This is a genomic window from Aeromonas bivalvium (assembly GCF_000819765.1).
In the GTDB taxonomy this organism is placed as follows: domain Bacteria; phylum Pseudomonadota; class Gammaproteobacteria; order Enterobacterales; family Aeromonadaceae; genus Aeromonas; species Aeromonas bivalvium.
Map to the genome: position 1 here is coordinate 124,436 of NZ_CDBT01000055.1, position 14,863 is coordinate 139,298.

14 protein-coding genes are annotated in these 14,863 nt (G+C 63.3%); 9 read left to right on the forward strand and 5 right to left on the reverse strand.

Going from position 1 to position 14,863, the window contains the following annotated elements:
* Positions 1-50 precede the first annotated feature (50 nt).
* Complete coding sequence (gene glmU, locus BN1119_RS16320) at positions 51-1,412, forward strand: bifunctional UDP-N-acetylglucosamine diphosphorylase/glucosamine-1-phosphate N-acetyltransferase GlmU (RefSeq protein ID WP_042000416.1); 1,362 nt, start codon at positions 51-53, stop codon at positions 1,410-1,412.
* Between the two features lie 51 nt (positions 1,413-1,463).
* Here glmU and creD read toward each other — a convergent pair whose 3' ends face one another.
* From creD to blrA, 4 genes are all read right to left on the reverse strand, one after another.
* Positions 1,464-2,825: a cell envelope integrity protein CreD gene (creD, locus tag BN1119_RS16325; protein WP_042000419.1), complete on the reverse strand. Its 1,362-nt coding sequence runs from the start codon at positions 2,823-2,825 to the stop codon at positions 1,464-1,466.
* 122 nt (positions 2,826-2,947) lie between these two features.
* Positions 2,948-3,742, reverse strand: a complete 795-nt coding sequence (gene blaOXA / locus BN1119_RS16330; RefSeq protein WP_042000423.1) for a class D beta-lactamase — start codon at positions 3,740-3,742, stop codon at positions 2,948-2,950.
* 104 nt (positions 3,743-3,846) lie between these two features.
* Positions 3,847-5,268, reverse strand: a complete 1,422-nt coding sequence (blrB, locus tag BN1119_RS16335) for a beta-lactam sensor histidine kinase BlrB (RefSeq protein ID WP_042000425.1) — start codon at positions 5,266-5,268, stop codon at positions 3,847-3,849.
* A gap of 34 nt (positions 5,269-5,302) precedes the next feature.
* Positions 5,303-5,977: a beta-lactam response regulator transcription factor BlrA gene (gene blrA / locus BN1119_RS16340; protein WP_042000429.1), complete on the reverse strand. Its 675-nt coding sequence runs from the start codon at positions 5,975-5,977 to the stop codon at positions 5,303-5,305.
* 122 nt (positions 5,978-6,099) lie between these two features.
* On the opposite strand from blrA, the gene BN1119_RS16345 reads away from it, so the two are divergent.
* Both BN1119_RS16345 and glmS read left to right on the forward strand, forming a co-directional pair.
* The gene (locus BN1119_RS16345) at positions 6,100-6,873 is read left to right on the forward strand and encodes a DeoR/GlpR family DNA-binding transcription regulator (protein WP_042000432.1); all 774 of its coding nucleotides are present in this window, start codon (positions 6,100-6,102) and stop codon (positions 6,871-6,873) included.
* A 54-nt stretch (positions 6,874-6,927) separates the two neighbouring features.
* The gene (gene glmS, locus BN1119_RS16350; protein WP_042000435.1) at positions 6,928-8,760 is read left to right on the forward strand and encodes a glutamine--fructose-6-phosphate transaminase (isomerizing); all 1,833 of its coding nucleotides are present in this window, start codon (positions 6,928-6,930) and stop codon (positions 8,758-8,760) included.
* A gap of 60 nt (positions 8,761-8,820) precedes the next feature.
* On the opposite strand, the gene BN1119_RS16355 is transcribed toward glmS, so the two are convergent.
* Positions 8,821-9,597, reverse strand: a complete 777-nt coding sequence (locus tag BN1119_RS16355) for a helix-turn-helix transcriptional regulator (RefSeq protein WP_042000438.1) — start codon at positions 9,595-9,597, stop codon at positions 8,821-8,823.
* 209 nt (positions 9,598-9,806) lie between these two features.
* On the opposite strand from BN1119_RS16355, the gene BN1119_RS16360 reads away from it, so the two are divergent.
* From BN1119_RS16360 to BN1119_RS16385, 6 genes are read left to right on the forward strand one after another with little or no spacing between them, the layout of a single operon-like run.
* On the forward strand, positions 9,807-10,565 hold the full coding sequence (locus tag BN1119_RS16360; RefSeq protein WP_042000441.1) for a DUF3450 domain-containing protein: 759 nt from the start codon (positions 9,807-9,809) through the stop codon (positions 10,563-10,565).
* On the forward strand, positions 10,562-11,851 hold the full coding sequence (locus tag BN1119_RS16365; RefSeq protein ID WP_042000443.1) for a MotA/TolQ/ExbB proton channel family protein: 1,290 nt from the start codon (positions 10,562-10,564) through the stop codon (positions 11,849-11,851). The genes BN1119_RS16360 and BN1119_RS16365 overlap by 4 nt, the downstream gene beginning before the upstream one ends.
* Positions 11,848-12,378 (forward strand): MotA/TolQ/ExbB proton channel family protein, encoded by a 531-nt coding sequence (locus BN1119_RS16370; RefSeq protein WP_042000446.1) that lies wholly within the window; start codon positions 11,848-11,850, stop codon positions 12,376-12,378. The genes BN1119_RS16365 and BN1119_RS16370 overlap by 4 nt, the downstream gene beginning before the upstream one ends.
* Positions 12,375-12,776, forward strand: coding sequence for an ExbD/TolR family protein (locus BN1119_RS16375; RefSeq protein WP_042000449.1), 402 nt, complete (start codon positions 12,375-12,377; stop codon positions 12,774-12,776). The genes BN1119_RS16370 and BN1119_RS16375 overlap by 4 nt, the downstream gene beginning before the upstream one ends.
* Positions 12,773-13,435, forward strand: coding sequence for an energy transducer TonB (locus tag BN1119_RS16380; RefSeq protein ID WP_042000452.1), 663 nt, complete (start codon positions 12,773-12,775; stop codon positions 13,433-13,435). Before BN1119_RS16375 ends, BN1119_RS16380 begins: the two co-directional genes overlap by 4 nt.
* A 2-nt stretch (positions 13,436-13,437) precedes the next feature.
* On the forward strand, positions 13,438-14,622 hold the full coding sequence (locus tag BN1119_RS16385; protein WP_042000455.1) for a tetratricopeptide repeat protein: 1,185 nt from the start codon (positions 13,438-13,440) through the stop codon (positions 14,620-14,622).
* Positions 14,623-14,863: the final 241 nt, after the last annotated feature.

Genomic DNA, 14,863 nt, shown 5'->3' on the forward strand with positions numbered 1-14,863 from the left:
CCCGTTCGATAGACTCCGCCGAGCATTTCCTCATGTTTCAAAGGCTGGCTATGTCTCTCAACGTCGTGATCCTGGCTGCGGGTAAAGGTACTCGCATGCGCTCCGTACTGCCCAAGGTGCTGCACCCTGTCGCCAACAAACCCATGGTGTCCCATGTGATCGACACCGCCCGCCAGATAGGTGCCGAGCAATTGCACCTGGTGTACGGCCACGGTGCCGAGCTGCTCAAGGAGCGGATCGCCGCGCCGGATCTCAACTGGGTGCTGCAGGCCCAGCAACTGGGTACCGGCCATGCCGTCGCCCAGGCGATCCCTTTCTGGCAGGATGACGACGACGTACTGGTGCTCTACGGCGACACCCCGCTGATCCAGCCCGAGACCCTGCAACGGCTGCTGGCCGCCAAGGCCGATGACGGCATGGCGCTGCTGACCGTGGTGCTGGACAACCCCACCGGCTACGGCCGCATCGTGCGGGAAAACGGCCAGGTGGTCGGCATCGTCGAGCAGAAGGATGCCAACGCCGAGCAGCTCGCCATCCGCGAGGTGAATACCGGTGTGCTGGTGGCCAGGGGCGCCGATTTGCGTGGCTGGCTGTCTCGCCTGGACAACAAGAACGCCCAGGGGGAGTTCTATCTGACCGACGTGATCGCCATGGCCCATGGGGATGGTTGCCCCATCGCCGCCGTCCACCCGGACAGCTCCATGGAGGTGGAAGGGGCCAACAACCGGGTCCAGCTGGCGGCCCTCGAGCGCAGCTATCAGCAGATGCAGGCCGAGAAGCTGATGATCGCCGGCGCCACCCTGATCGATCCGGCCCGCTTCGATCTGCGCGGCACCCTGGAGATCGGGGAGGAGGTGGTGATCGACGTCAATGTCATCATCGAGGGCAGGGTCAAGCTCGGCAACCATGTGCGCATAGGCGCCGGTGCCGTGTTGAAGGATTGCGAGATTGGCGATCACAGCGAGGTGAAACCCTACTCCGTCATCGAGGGTGCCCAGGTGGCCGATCAATGCTCGGTCGGCCCCTTCGCCCGTCTGCGCCCCGGCGCCGTGCTGGAGCAGGATGCCCATGTCGGCAACTTCGTCGAGATGAAGAAATCCCGGCTCGGTGTGGGCTCCAAGTGCGGTCATCTGACCTACCTGGGGGATGCGGACATCGGCGCCAAGGTGAATATCGGCGCCGGTACCATTACTTGTAATTACGATGGGGTGAACAAGTTCCAGACCATCATAGAGGATGACGTCTTCGTCGGCTCCGATACCCAGCTGGTGGCGCCGGTGCGCATCGGCAAGGGGGCGACCCTGGGGGCGGGTTCCACCATCACCAAGGATGTGGCCGAACACGAGCTGGTGATCACCCGGGTGCCCCAGCGCCACATCAAGCACTGGGCCCGCCCGGTCAAGAAGAAGTGATGCCCGATCAATGAAATGCAAACCGGCGCCCTCAGGGCGCCGGTTTTGTTTTCAGCTCTCTTGGTCCGGGGCTGGGGAAGGGGGCTGGTTGCCCATCACCCCATACCAGTCCAGCTTGCGGGTCAGCCCCATGACAAGCGCCAGTATGGCGAACAGCAGCAGGGCACCGAGCAGCAGGGCTGTCTCCTCGGCTTGCAGCAGCCCGAACAGGATGGCGTAGACCAGCCCGAGCAGGGCCGCGAAGCCGAGTCCCTGACGCGGCCCCCCCAGCACATGGCTCAGGTAGAAGCCGTTGAGCAGCACGCTGGCGAGGCTGGCGACCAGATAGGCCCAGGCAAAGCCGAGATGCTCGGTCAGCGCCAGCAGCACCAGATAGAAGATGGCCAGCCCCATGCCCACCAGGGCGTACTGGATAGGGTGTACCCGCAGCCCCTTGAGCAGCTCGAACATGAAGAAGCTGAGGAAGGTGAGGCCGATGAACAGCAGGGCGTACTTGGCGGCCCGCTCGTTTTGCTGATAGTGATCCACCGGCTGCACCAGGCTGACGCTGAAACTGGGCAGCGACTCGCCCCCGCCCCGCATCATGCGGTTGAAGCGGCTCTCCATGTCGGTGGCGAACCAGCTGCTCTGCCAGCTGGCGTCGAAACCGCTGGCGGTGAGGGTGCGGCTGCCGGGCAGAAAGTCGCCGAGGAAGTTGGGATGGGGCCAGTTGCCGGCGAGGTTGAGCTTGCTGTCCTGGCCGAGGGGTACCACTTCCAGCTGATCCATCCCCTGCAGATCCAGCTCGATGTGAAAGCGGCCATCTTCATTTGGCAGGGCGGCGAGCGGAGCATGGATGCCGGCCAGATCGTCACCCAGCAGGGCGCCGGGGGCGAACGGAATGCGTTGCTCCCCCAGCTGCAGTTCGGGCACGCTGCTGATGCCGCGGGCATCGGACAGCACCAGGCTGAGATAGGGTCTGCCCGGGACCAGGGCGGGATCGGCCCCATCGACGGTCAGATCAGGTTCGCCGCTTACCAGCGTCTTGCCGTCGAGGTCGGCCGGCAACCGGCCGGAGAGGGAGAGCCGGGTGTGATAGACCTGGGCCTGATAGATGCCGAGCTTGCGAGGGGTCACCTCCATGCTGGCCTGCACATCCAGCTGTTCCGGCAGCAGGTAGCGATAGAGCTGCAGCTTGCGCTCGAAGCGCTTGCCATCCTGCTCGACGGTGACGGCCCGGGTATAGGGTTGCACCAGCACGGGCCCCAGTAGCCGCTGCGGACCGCTGCTGCTTGCCATGATGCTGTTAATGGCCTGGCTGCGATAGGCCTGGCGCTCCCGGTTCAGCTCCATGATGGCGTGAACCGGGATCATCAGCAGCAGGCTGAGCAACAGCAGCAGAACTATCTTGTGGCTGAATATCTGTTTGAACATGACGCCTCTCCTTGTGGTTGAGGGGGAGTGTGCCGGGGGCGGGTGAAGGGAAGATGAGGCCCTGTGAAGTCAGGGTGAAGGGAGATAAAAAAACCGGCGCTGGGCACCGGTTCTTGCTGGTATTACAGCTTGTTGAGCTCGGCCGGCAGGGCGGCGAACACCTGGTCTCTGGCCTTGAGGGAGGCAAACTGCTTGCCCGGTTTCTGGATGACGGTGTGCACGAAGATGAGCGTCTTGTCCTGCTTGCTGGCCCAGCCGACGAACCAGCCGATCTGCTGATCCCGGTTGAGGCTGCCATCCAGCAGCTTGGGGTGGCCCATGCCGGTCTTGCCGTGGATCTGCCAGCCATCGATGTCGGGCTGACGCATCAGGCTGGCGGTGTGGCGCAGGGTCTGGGAGGAGACCGGCAGCTTGCCGCCCACCAGCTTGCCGAGGAAGCGGGCCTGCTCCTGGGGGCTGATGGCGAGGCTGGAGCTGAGCCAGGCCTGGGTCAGACCGTCGTGCTTGCCCGGGTTGCCCGATAGATCCCGGTTGCCGTAGTCGAAGCGGTCCACATAGTGCTGGAGGCGCGCCTCTCCCAGCCACTCGGTCAGGCGTTGGGAGTACCAGATCACCGAGAATTTCATCCAGCTGCTCGGGGTGGTGGTCTGTTTCCACTGCGGCAGGAAGTCAGGGTCACCGGCCTTGAATGGCAGGGCCGGCAGTTGTTCATCCACCAGAAAGCCGCTGTCATAGCCCATCAGGGCCAGCGGGATCTTGAAGGTGGAGGCGGGCGTCAGCTGGCTGGCGCAGTCACCCTGGGCGCTGACGGGTTTGCCGCTGCCATCGGCAAACAGCATGCAGCCGGAGGCAGCGCTGGCAGGCAGGGCACAGAAGAGGCCGGTGGCAAGCAGGCCGGACAACAGAATGCGGGGCATGAACATCTCCTTGATTCATCAGAATGCGGGTGATCGGGTCCGGGTGGGACCCTATCCGAGGAGGCGCAGCTTAACCCGGCTCTGTGTGTTCAGTGTGAAGTTCCCTAGCCGGCAGGCAGCCAGAGTTCGGCCAGCACGCCGCCGTCAGGCTGGTTGGCCAGGGTCAGCCGGCCGCCGTGCTGGCGCGCCACCTCCATGGCAAAACTGAGCCCGAGGCCGCTGCTCTTGCCCTTGTCGGGTCTGGGCAGGGAGTAGAAGCGCTCGAAAATCCTGGGCAACGCAAAGCCGGGAATGCCCGGTCCCCGATCCCGCACCCGGAAGCAGTACCCCCCGTCTTCCATGGCGCCGCTCAGAGCCAGGGTACTGCCGATGGGTGAGAAGTCGAGGGCGTTGTCCAGCAGGTTGCCAAGCGCCTGCTCCACCAGCAGGGGATCCCACTTATGTTTTGAGGCGTCGGCCAGCTCAGCCACCAGGGTCACCTGACGACGGGCAGCGACTATCTGGCGGGCATCGAGCACCCGCCTGCCCAGCCGGGCCGGCTCGACGGATTGCCTGTCCAGCCCCTGCCCCGATTCGAGGCGCGCCAGTTGCAGCATCCGCTCGATCAGCTGCTGCATGCGGGCCGTCTCCAGATTGATGTTGCCGATAAAGCGTGCGGCCACCTCCGGCGGCGGCACCTCGGCCAGGAGCTCCCCCGCCCCGCGAATGGCGGCCAGCGGGCTCTTGAGCTCGTGGGTCAGGCTGTGGACGTAGGCTTCGATATAGGCCTTGCCGTCCAGTTGGCGGCGCATGGTTTCCAGAGAGCGGCCGAGCCGATCCAGCTCCGGGCTGTGGAGCCTCGGCAGGCTGGCGGGCTGACCCTGGCTGATTGCATCCGCATAGTGCACCAGCTTGCCGATGGCGCGGTTGAGCCACCACACCAGCAGGGCGCCGATGAGCAGCGAGATGAACAGCAGCAGGGCCGCCCCTTTCAGCAACTGATGTTCGCTGCGCTCTATCATGGGCAGCAGGGTGCGGTTGGGTTTGGCGACGGTGAGGGAGCCCAGGATCTCCTTCCCTTCCCGCAGTGGGGCGGCCACGTGCATCACTGAGCTGGCGGGATCGTCCGGGTCGCTGCGGGTGCTGCGGGCGCCATATTCGCCGCGCAGGGTGAGGTAGACGTCGTTCCAGCGGGAGTAGTCCTTGCCAAGATCCACCCCGTCCGAGTCGTAGACCACCCTGCCTTTGACGTCGACCACATAGATGCGGTACTCCGCCTGCTGTTTGAGATGACCGTCGATGAGGGCGTTGATGGGGCTCTGGTTGAGGCGGGCGAAGGCGCTGGCCAGCCGGCCATCCGCCATCCTCCCTTCCTGCAGATCGTCCAGAGCCAAGGGGGCCAGCATCTGGGCCATGTCCACCAGGGTATCTTCGGTGGCGCTGCGTACCCCGGGTTTGATCTCCTCGACGAAGATCTCCAGCACGAACCAGGCGGCCAGCGCAAAGATCAGCACCAGGCCGCACAGCAGTTGCAATCCGATCCTCATCTCATCTCCCGGCCGGTGCCCGGCAACCCTCTGTTCATGCCAGCTCCAGGCTGTAGCCCAGCCCGCGGTGGGTCAGGATCAGGTTGGCGTCAGGGTCACGCTCCCGCAGCTTGGCCCGCAGGGTCTTGATGTGAGTGTCGACGGTGCGATCCAGGCTCTCTTCCGCATCCTGCCACACCAGCTCCATCAGTTGCTGGCGGGAGTAGACCCGGCCCGGCGCCAGCATGAGCGTCTTGAGCAGCAGGTACTCGTAGCGGGTGAGGGTCATGGGCTGACCGTGGAAGCAGATGCGGGCCCGCTCCTCGTCCAGGGTGAGAACCTGGCTCGGCTGAGGGGCGGCAGACTGGCTGCGGCGCAGTATCACCCGCACCCGGGCGCACACCTCCCGGGGCGAGAAGGGTTTGGCCACATAGTCGTCGGCCCCTATCTCCAGCCCGATCAGCCTGTCTATCTCCTCGCTGCGGGCGGTGAGAAACATCAGGGGAGTGTCGGTCAGGGCCCGCACCTGCTTGCACAGTTCGAAACCGCCGATGTCCGGCAGCCCCACATCCAGGATCAGAAAATCCGGTCGCGTCTGTTCCAGTCGCGCCAGCAACGGCTGACCGAGGGGAAACCATTCCACCTCGAAGCCGTCGGTCTGCAGGGCATAGATCAGGGTATCGGCAATGCTGGCTTCATCCTCCACCAGCCAGATGAGTCGTTTTTGCATGGCGTCCTCGTCGCAAATCGGCTCCTCATTCTGGCATCGAACCAAATCGGATCCTATTTGCCGTTTGATTTTTCCCAAAAAGGTATTAATATTTCGCCATTCTTTCGAATCGAAACTTTAAGATGACCAAACGCAACACTCAACAGCGCCGTCACACCATAGTGACCCTGGTGCAGGAACAGGGCGAAGTCAGCGTCGATGCCCTGGCCAAGCACTTCTCCACCTCGGAAGTGACCATCCGCAAGGATCTGGCTGTGCTGGAGACCGGCGGCCTGCTGCTGCGCCGTTACGGTGGTGCCGTGCCCCTGCCGAGCGAGATGGTGGTGGACAGCAACCCGGATCAAGTTTCGAAACGAAAGCTGGCCATCGCCCGTGCCGCCGCCGAGCGCATCCGCGATCACAACCGCGTCATCATCGACAGTGGCAGCACCACCAGCGCCATGATCCCCATGCTGGGCAGCAAGCGCGGTCTCATCGTGATGACCAACTCCCTCAACGTGGCCGGTGCCCTGCGCGAGCTGGAGAACGAGCCAACCTTGCTGATGACCGGCGGCACCTGGGATCCCCACTCCGAATCCTTCCAGGGACAGGTGGCGGAGCAGGTGTTGCGTTCCTATGACTTCGACCAGCTGTTCATCGGCGCCGACGGCATAGACCCGGAGCGCGGCACCACCACCTTCAACGAGCTGGTGGGCCTCTCTCGGGTAATGGCCGAGGTGTCTCGCGAGGTCATCGTCATGGTGGAGTCGGAGAAGATAGGCCGCAAGATCCCCAATCTCGAGCTGCCCTGGTCCAGCATCCATACCCTGGTGACCGACGAGGGGCTGGATAGCGAGGCCAGAGCACAGATCCAGGCCAGGGGGATCCAGCTGATTTGCGCCCCCGTTGCCGTGTGACCCAAACATCCATTATCCAATCGAATTAACGTCTTACATTTCAAGGAGAAGTCTATGTGTGGCATCGTCGGGGCTGTGGCCCAACGTGATGTGGCTGAAATCCTGGTAGAAGGCCTGCGCCGTCTGGAATACCGTGGCTATGACTCCGCCGGTGTGGCCGTGTTCAGCGCCAGCCAGCCCCTGCAGCGGGTGCGTCGCCTCGGCAAGGTAGCCGAGCTGGCCAAGGCACTGGAGGAGCAGTCCGTCCATGGCGGTACCGGCATAGCCCACACCCGCTGGGCGACCCACGGCGAGCCGTCCGAACGCAATGCCCACCCCCATGTCTCCGAGCATATCGTGGTGGTGCACAACGGCATCATAGAGAACCACGAAGAGCTGCGCAGCCAGCTGCAGGGCATGGGCTACGAGTTCAGCTCGGACACCGACACCGAGGTGATCGCCCACCTGGTGCACCACGAGCTGAAATCCGCCCCCAGCCTGCTGGCGGCCATGCAGGTGGCGGTGAAGCAGCTGCGTGGTGCCTACGGTACCGTAGTGATGGACAGCCGTGACGACAGCCGCGTGGTGGTGGCCCGCTCAGGCTCCCCCCTGGTGATCGGCCGCGGCATCGGCGAGAACTTCATTGCCTCCGACCAGATGGCCCTGCTGCCGGTCACCCGCCGCTTCATCTTCCTGGAAGAGGGTGACGTGGCCGAAGTGACCCGTCGCGACGTGCACATCTTCGACACCGACGGCAACGCAGTGGTGCGCGAAGAGCTGGAGTCCGAGCTCTCCCACGATGCCGGTGACAAGGGTGAATACCGTCACTACATGCTCAAAGAGATCTACGAGCAGCCCAAGGCCATCACCAACACCCTGGAAGGGCGTCTGGGCAGCGATCACGTGGTGGTCGAGTCGTTCGGCAACGGCGCCCGTGCCATCTTCGACAAGGTGGAGCACGTCCAGATCGTCGCCTGCGGCACCTCCTACAACTCCGGCATGGTGGCCCGCTACTGGTTCGAGGAAATCGCCGGCGTCTCCTGCGACGTGGAGATCGCCTCCGAGTTCCGCTATCGCAAGTCCGTGGTGCGCCCCAACAGCCTGCTGGTGACCCTGTCCCAGAGTGGCGAGACCGCCGATACCCTGGCCGCCCTGCGTCTGGCCAAGGCGTCCGGCTACATGAGTTCCCTGGCCATCTGCAACGTACCGGGCTCCTCCCTGGTGCGCGAATCCGACCTGGCCTTCATGACCCGTGCGGGGGCAGAAATCGGGGTGGCCTCTACCAAGGCCTTCACCACCCAGCTGGCCGGCCTGCTGATGCTGGTGGCCTCCGTCGGTCACTGCCGTGGCAACCTGAGCGCCGAGGCCGAGGCCGAACTGGTCAAGGCGCTGCAGGCCCTGCCTGTGCGCATCAAGGAGAGCCTGGCCCTGGCCAAGCAGATCGAGACCCTGGCCGAAGAGTTTGCCGACAAGCACCACAGCCTGTTCCTCGGTCGTGGCAGCCAGTACCCCATCGCCATGGAAGGGGCGCTCAAGCTGAAAGAGATCTCCTATATCCACGCCGAAGCCTATGCCGCCGGTGAGCTCAAGCACGGCCCGCTGGCGCTGATCGATGCCGAGATGCCCATCATAGTGGTGGCGCCGAACAACGATCTGCTGGAGAAGCTCAAGTCCAACGTGGAAGAGGTGCGTGCCCGCGGCGGCATCCTGTACGTGTTCGCCGATGCGGACGCCGGCTTCAAGAGCGACGAGACCATGCGGGTGATGAGCCTGAATCACGTGGAAGAGATGATAGCCCCCATCGTCTATACGGTGCCGTTGCAGCTGCTCTCCTACCATGTCGCCCTCATCAAGGGCACCGACGTGGATCAGCCGCGCAACCTGGCGAAATCCGTGACCGTGGAATAAGCCGTCGTCAGACATGAAAAAGAGCCGCTGTTGCGGCTCTTTTTGTTTTGGCTAATCGGGCTATGACAGCCGCAGGTTGGTGATGGTCACGTCGGTCAGGGAGGGCACTATGATGCCGCTGGAGATCCCCTTGGCGATGGCCTGGCTGCGATTCTTGGAATCCGTCTTGTTGGTCACCTGGTTGAGGTGGAAGTTCACTGTGCGCTCGCTGATGCCGAGAATGGTGGCTATCTCCCAGGAGGTCTTGCCCTCGCTGGCCCAGAACAGACACTCCTTTTCCCTGTCCGACAGCTCGGTCAGGTACTTCATCAGGTCGGGTCTGGCCTTGATCAGGGTCAGGGCCGAATTGAAGATGTAGCTGGCGCAGAACGACAGCAGGGGAACGTTTTCAAACATCAGTTCGGAGTCGGAACGCTCCTTGGTGATGAAGGAGAGGATGCCGTGTTCCCCCTGCGGGGTGTGCAGCGGGAAGGAGACGCCATTGCGCACGCCGAAATCGGCGGCCAGGTTCATTACCTCCTGGCTGGCGCTGGGCAGCCAGGGGGAGGTGCAGTCGAGCTGGTTCCAGAAGATGGGCTGGGTCTGTTTCAGGCCCAGATGCACCACGGGATCCTGAGTAAGGAACTGCTTCTCCGAATAGGCGTTGAACCAGCTGGTGGGGCAGTTGTTGAACAGGGCAACGTGGGATTTCTGCATGCTGATGGGAAAAATAATCAGCAAACGAAAGTAATCGAACCCCATCTGGTGGCTGAAACGCTCCAGAAGCTGCTGAATGTCGCTGGTTTTCTTGGCCCTGGCAAACCTGTCTATGTGTTCCCATATGGCGTCGTTAAACATTCTATTCTCCCGTTTCGACCGCTATCTCGCTGATCGAAAAGATATTTTTTAGTTATAAATTTGGTGTTGCTTATATCAACGCCAGTAAATCCCGTGTTTGTCTAAAAATTATCCTGCTTTTTTCCTCTCAGGCCAAGGGGGGATGTCGATTGATACTAGCGCCATCATTTGAAATAATGAGAATAGTTATCATTGTTAAGATTCATACTATGAGCAAGTTATGGTGTCTGGCCCTGTTGCCATTATCGATCTCCCTCTCGGTTTGTGCCGACGATCTGGTCAAGCCCAGCCTCAAGGCGAGCATTGCCGCCGGTCAGGCGTCTCAGCAGCGGGTTGAGAAGGCGGCAGATGCCGCCATGGCTGCTCGGCAGGAGCTGCAAAATGCCGAGCTGCAGCTGCGTGACCTCGAGGCCTACAACAGCTACATGCACTCCCTGGTCGAGGATCAGCGCGGCGAACTGGCTCGCCTCGAGAGTCAGCTCGGGGCGGTGGAGGAGACCCGTCAGGGCCTGATCCCCCTGATGTTGCAGATGCAGAGCGAACTGGCCGAACTGGTGCAGCAAGACGTGCCACTGCGCAAAGAGGAGCGGCTGGCCCGGGTCGAAGGGTTGAAAGCGACCCTTTCCCGAGCGGACGTGAGCGAGGCGGAGAAGTTTCGTCAGTTGCTGCAGGCCTATCAGATAGAGGCCGAATACGGCAATCGGCTCGATGCCTACTCGGCCGAGCTGACCCTGGATGGCGCGCCGCGCCGGGTAGAGGTGCTGGCCGTGGGCCGGGTGGCCCTGCTGGCCATGACGGCGGATCACAGCCTGGCCTGGCGCTGGTCGGCACAGGAAAAAACCTGGCAGCCGCTGGATAGCCAATGGCTCAGCCCGCTCTCCGACGCCTTTGCCATGGCAAAAGACAAGGGGGTTCCCCAGTTGTTGCAACTGCCGCTCTCCGTGGCCCTGCAGGAGACCCAGTCATGAAACAGCTCCCCCTCATCATCGCCCTGATGCTGGCGCAACCCGCCCTGGCCAACGAGAACTGGCAGGCCCAGGAACAACTCAGGGAACAAGAAGCCAGCCAGGAGCTTGGCGAGGTCAGCAAGAGCCTGGCCAGTGCCCGCGCCAGGCTCAATGCCGCCCAGCAGCAGAGCAAGCAGCTGGCGAGCGAATTTGCCGACAACGAGAAACGGCTGGGTGAACTGAAAGCCCAGTGGCAACAGGCGGCCAGCGACATGGATCAGGTGTTTGCCGTCGCGCGTCAGGGGGCCGGCGATGCGGTCAAGCTGCTCGGTAGCTCGGCCATGCAGGGGCAGTTTGCCGATCGCCTGCTGCCGCTGCAGCAGATGAGCAGAGAGCAGGATGTGCCGGATCGCGCCGCCCTGGCTCAATTGCCCGCCCTGCTGATGCAGGAGATAGCGGGATCTGCCCAGGTAATCCGTTTCGAGGCGGAGGTGCTCGATGGCCAGGGGGCGAGTGCCACCCAGCAGGTGACCCGCATCGGCAGTTTCATGCTGGTGGGGCAGGATGGTTTGCTGCAAGCCGGGGCCGATGGCCTAGCCCCTGTGCTCGGCCTGCCGGCCAGCCTGAACGGTGCCGCCCTCTCTTATGGCGGCGCAGAGGGAGAGGCCGCCGTGATCGATCCCTCCCATGGGGTCCTGCTCGCCATGCAGACCCAGGCCCCCAGTCTCTGGCAGCAGATCCAGCAGGGTGGCAAGGTGGGCGCCATCATAGTGCTGCTGGCCGTGATTGGCCTTGGCATCGCTGCGGTGCGACTCTGGAGCCTCTCTCGCGAGCTGGGCAGGGTGCGTCGCCAGCTTGCCAGCGGTGACTATCATGCCGACAACGCCCTCGGGCGAGTGCTGCTGGTGGCGGACAAGCACCCAGAGATCCCCATGGAGACCCTGGAGCTGAGGCTGGACGAGGCCATCCTGCAAGAGACGCCACGGCTCGAGCGAGGCCTTGGCATGGTCAAGGTGATCGCCGCCCTGGCGCCCATGCTGGGGCTGCTCGGCACAGTGACCGGCATGATAGGCACCTTCCAGTCCATCACCCTGTTCGGTACGGGCGATCCCAAGATCATGGCCGGCGGCATCTCTATGGCGCTGATCACCACCGTGATGGGACTGGTGGCGGCGATCCCGCTCATCCTCTCCCATAGCCTGTTGCAGTCGCGCTTCGTCGAGCTCTCCAACGTGCTGGAGCAGCAGGTGGCCGGCATTCTGGCGGAGCGTGCGGAAGGCAAGGTGCGCACGGAGCGGGCGGCATGATGCTGGATGTCTGGCACCAGGTGCAGAGCTTCATGGGGCGAGGCGGCCCCGTGCTCTGGGTCATCCTGGCCATGCTGGCGCTGATGTGGATCCTGATCATTGAACGTTTGCTCTATCTCAACCTGGGTTATGGCGCCCTGCGCCGCCGGCTGCAGGCGGACTGGCAGGCCAGGGAAGAGCACGGCAGCTGGCATGCCCGCGCCATTCGCGGTCGCTGGCTGGCCCAGGCCGAGCTGGAACTGGGTCGCCACCTGATCCTGATCCGCACCCTGGTGGTGCTCTGCCCCATGCTGGGGCTGCTGGGCACGGTGACCGGCATGATAGGGGTGTTCGACACCCTGGCTGCGGCCAATCGCTTTAATCCCGAGAGCATGGCGGGGGGGATCTCCCGCGCCACCATTCCCACCATGGCGGGCATGGTGGTCGCCCTGCTCGGCGTATTGTTACTCAGTCGTCTCGACAGCCAGGCCAAACGCGCCCTGGCTGGTACCCGGGACGGGCTGCGCGAAGAGAAGGTATTACCATGAGACGCCAACCCAAGCGCGTGCGTGATGAAGTGCAGATCGACATGACCCCCATGCTCGACATCGTCTTCATCATGTTGATCTTCTTTATTGTGACCACCTCCTTCGTGCGCGAGGCCGGGCTCGAGGTCAACAGACCCCAGGCGAGCCAGGCCAAGGCGCAGAAGTCCTCCAGCATCATGCTGGCCATCGGCGAGCAGGGGCAGATCTTCCTCGATCGCAAACAGATCGACATCGAGCGGGTGCAGGCCAGTCTGGCACGCATGCTGGCGGAACAACCCGAATCCAGTCTGGTGATCCAGGCCGACGAGCGGGTTCCCCATGGCAAGGTGGTGCGGGTGATGGACGAGGCCAAGGCCGCCGGCATCGCCAACATAGCGGTGGCGGTATCCGCGCCATGAAGTGGAAGCTGATGAGCCTGGCCCTGGGCCTGCTGTTGAGCCTGGGCATACTGCTGTTCATGGCCGCGCTGGTCGAACCGCCCAAGGAGCGGGCCAGGAGCAGCGAGCAGGACCCCATCGTCATCCGGATGCAGGCCGAACAGAGCGAGGTGGCGCAGCGCGAGCGCCCCATCCCGCCCAAGCCTGAGCCTCTGCCCGAGCCTCCGGCTGCCCTCTCCCTGAGCCCCATGCCGACGCCGCCGACCCCTGTGCTGCCCTCGGTGCAGCCCAGCCTGGACCTGGTCGCCGATCTGAGTCCGGTGCAGGTGGCGGCGCCCGGGGTGATGGCCGCGCCAGCCCCGGCCCCCGTCGCCGCGGGCAACCCCCATGGTCAGCTAGGTGGGGTCGGCAGCAGCGACATCCTGACCCCGCTGCAACGGATAGAGCCCAGTTACCCCTATCGGGCGCAGCAGGCGGGCATCGAAGGATTCGTCACCCTGAGCTTCAGCGTGGATGCCGAAGGACGGGTGCGGGATGTGACCGTGGTCGACGCCAAGCCAAGACGCCAGTTCGAGCGCGCCGCCATTCAGGCGGTGAGCAAGTGGCGCTACCAACCCAGGCCGGGGGCGAGCGACAAGCTGCCCCAGGTGATCACCCTCAAGTTCAAGTTGGAGTCATGATTATGTTGCGGATCTGGATCTGCCTGCTGGCCCTGATGAGCGCGAGCAGCTGGGCCATGGAGGTGAGCCCGCTCTTCTCTCGTCAGCTGGCCCCCGTGCTCAAACTCTATCAGTCCGGCCAGTTCCAGCAGGCCCAGAGCCGGGCCCGCGAACTCAAACCGGGTTCCGAGCCGGAACGCGCCTGGCTGGCGCAGCTCAATGCCTCCCTGGCCGCCAACTTGCAACAGACGGCCCAGGCGAGCCGATATGTGGACCAGGCACTCTCCTATAAAGCGTGGCCAGAGGCGCAACTGCTTCAGCTGCTGCGCCTGAAGGGAGATATCCAGGCCCAGCAGTCGGACTGGCGTGGCGCCATCAACAGCTATCGCGCCGTGTTGGCCAAGCAGCCTGGCAACGAGCTCAGACTGCGTCTGGCGGGCCTCTACTACCATGACAAGCAGTACGACGAAGCCATTCGCCAGAGCGATCAGCTGCTCAAGCAGGGTTGGCAGAAGCCGGTGGCGCTGATCCGCCTCTCGGCCCTGACCTCCCTGCGGCGCTATGCCCAGGCCGCCGATCAGGCGGGCGAGCTGATCCGCCGTGAACCGAACGAGAGTCGCTGGTGGCAGCAGGCCGTCGCATTGAACATCTCGGCCAAGCGGGGCGATCAGGCCCTGGCTCTGCTGCAGAGTGCCCTCGATCGCGGTCTGATGGACGAAGCGTCGACCCGTACACAGCTCATTCGCCTCTATGGCTGGCAAGGCTTGCCATATCGCGGAGCCCGCCTGTTGGAAAATGCCATGGCGAACGGACAACTGAAGCAGAATGTGGAAAACCAGCGTCTGCTGGCTCAACTGTGGGAAGGGGCGAGGGAGTGGCCCAAGGCCATCGCCAGCTGGCAGACCCTGGCCAGGCAGACTGCCCAGACCGATGCCGGATTGCGGGCGGCCGAACTGCTGCTGCTGCGAGGGGAAACCGAGGCGGCCATGACGCAATTGGCGGCGATGGGACAACACCGCAGTGAGCAGGGGCGCAGGGTCAAGGGCCAGCTGGTGCAAGCCCTGCTCAACCAGCAGCAATATCAGAAAGCCATGGTGCTGGCCCGTGAACTGAAAGCGGAAGGGGGAAGCGCCTGGCAGGAGCGCGCAGACCGCTGGCTCAGCTATATAGATGCGCGCCAGCAGGAATCGAACAAAAAGTCGGCGTAACAGGCACTAATGAGGTTGTTTTGATGGTTTGAGGGTAAAAAATGAGCGGTCGCACCGTTTTGGCTAAAAATCCCTTGTCATCGTGATCTGGCTCCCTATAATGCGCCCCTACCAGCACGGCGGAACACGCCGGACTGATGAGCCAGCTTCCTTGCGAAGCCGGCGCCGAAAGAAAAGCGAAAACAACCGCTTGACTTTCGAAGTGAGGAGCGTAAGATGCGCCTCCTCAACGCGATAAGCG

Excerpts from the sequence above, each read along its gene's own strand:
- glmU (WP_042000416.1), top strand. The coding sequence starts at position 51 with ATGTCTCTCAACGTCGTGATCCTGGCTGCGGGTAAAGGTACTCGCATG.
- blrB (WP_042000425.1), bottom strand. The coding sequence starts at position 5,268 with ATGAGGATCGGATTGCAACTGCTGTGCGGCCTGGTGCTGATCTTTGCG.
- creD (WP_042000419.1), bottom strand. The coding sequence starts at position 2,825 with ATGTTCAAACAGATATTCAGCCACAAGATAGTTCTGCTGCTGTTGCTC.
- BN1119_RS16385 (WP_042000455.1), top strand. The coding sequence starts at position 13,438 with ATGTTGCGGATCTGGATCTGCCTGCTGGCCCTGATGAGCGCGAGCAGC.
- blrA (WP_042000429.1), bottom strand. The coding sequence starts at position 5,977 with ATGCAAAAACGACTCATCTGGCTGGTGGAGGATGAAGCCAGCATTGCC.
- BN1119_RS16380 (WP_042000452.1), top strand. The coding sequence starts at position 12,773 with ATGAAGTGGAAGCTGATGAGCCTGGCCCTGGGCCTGCTGTTGAGCCTG.
- BN1119_RS16365 (WP_042000443.1), top strand. The coding sequence starts at position 10,562 with ATGAAACAGCTCCCCCTCATCATCGCCCTGATGCTGGCGCAACCCGCC.
- BN1119_RS16360 (WP_042000441.1), top strand. The coding sequence starts at position 9,807 with ATGAGCAAGTTATGGTGTCTGGCCCTGTTGCCATTATCGATCTCCCTC.
- blaOXA (WP_042000423.1), bottom strand. The coding sequence starts at position 3,742 with ATGCCCCGCATTCTGTTGTCCGGCCTGCTTGCCACCGGCCTCTTCTGT.
- BN1119_RS16370 (WP_042000446.1), top strand. The coding sequence starts at position 11,848 with ATGATGCTGGATGTCTGGCACCAGGTGCAGAGCTTCATGGGGCGAGGC.
- BN1119_RS16375 (WP_042000449.1), top strand. The coding sequence starts at position 12,375 with ATGAGACGCCAACCCAAGCGCGTGCGTGATGAAGTGCAGATCGACATG.
- glmS (WP_042000435.1), top strand. The coding sequence starts at position 6,928 with ATGTGTGGCATCGTCGGGGCTGTGGCCCAACGTGATGTGGCTGAAATC.
- BN1119_RS16345 (WP_042000432.1), top strand. The coding sequence starts at position 6,100 with ATGACCAAACGCAACACTCAACAGCGCCGTCACACCATAGTGACCCTG.
- BN1119_RS16355 (WP_042000438.1), bottom strand. The coding sequence starts at position 9,597 with ATGTTTAACGACGCCATATGGGAACACATAGACAGGTTTGCCAGGGCC.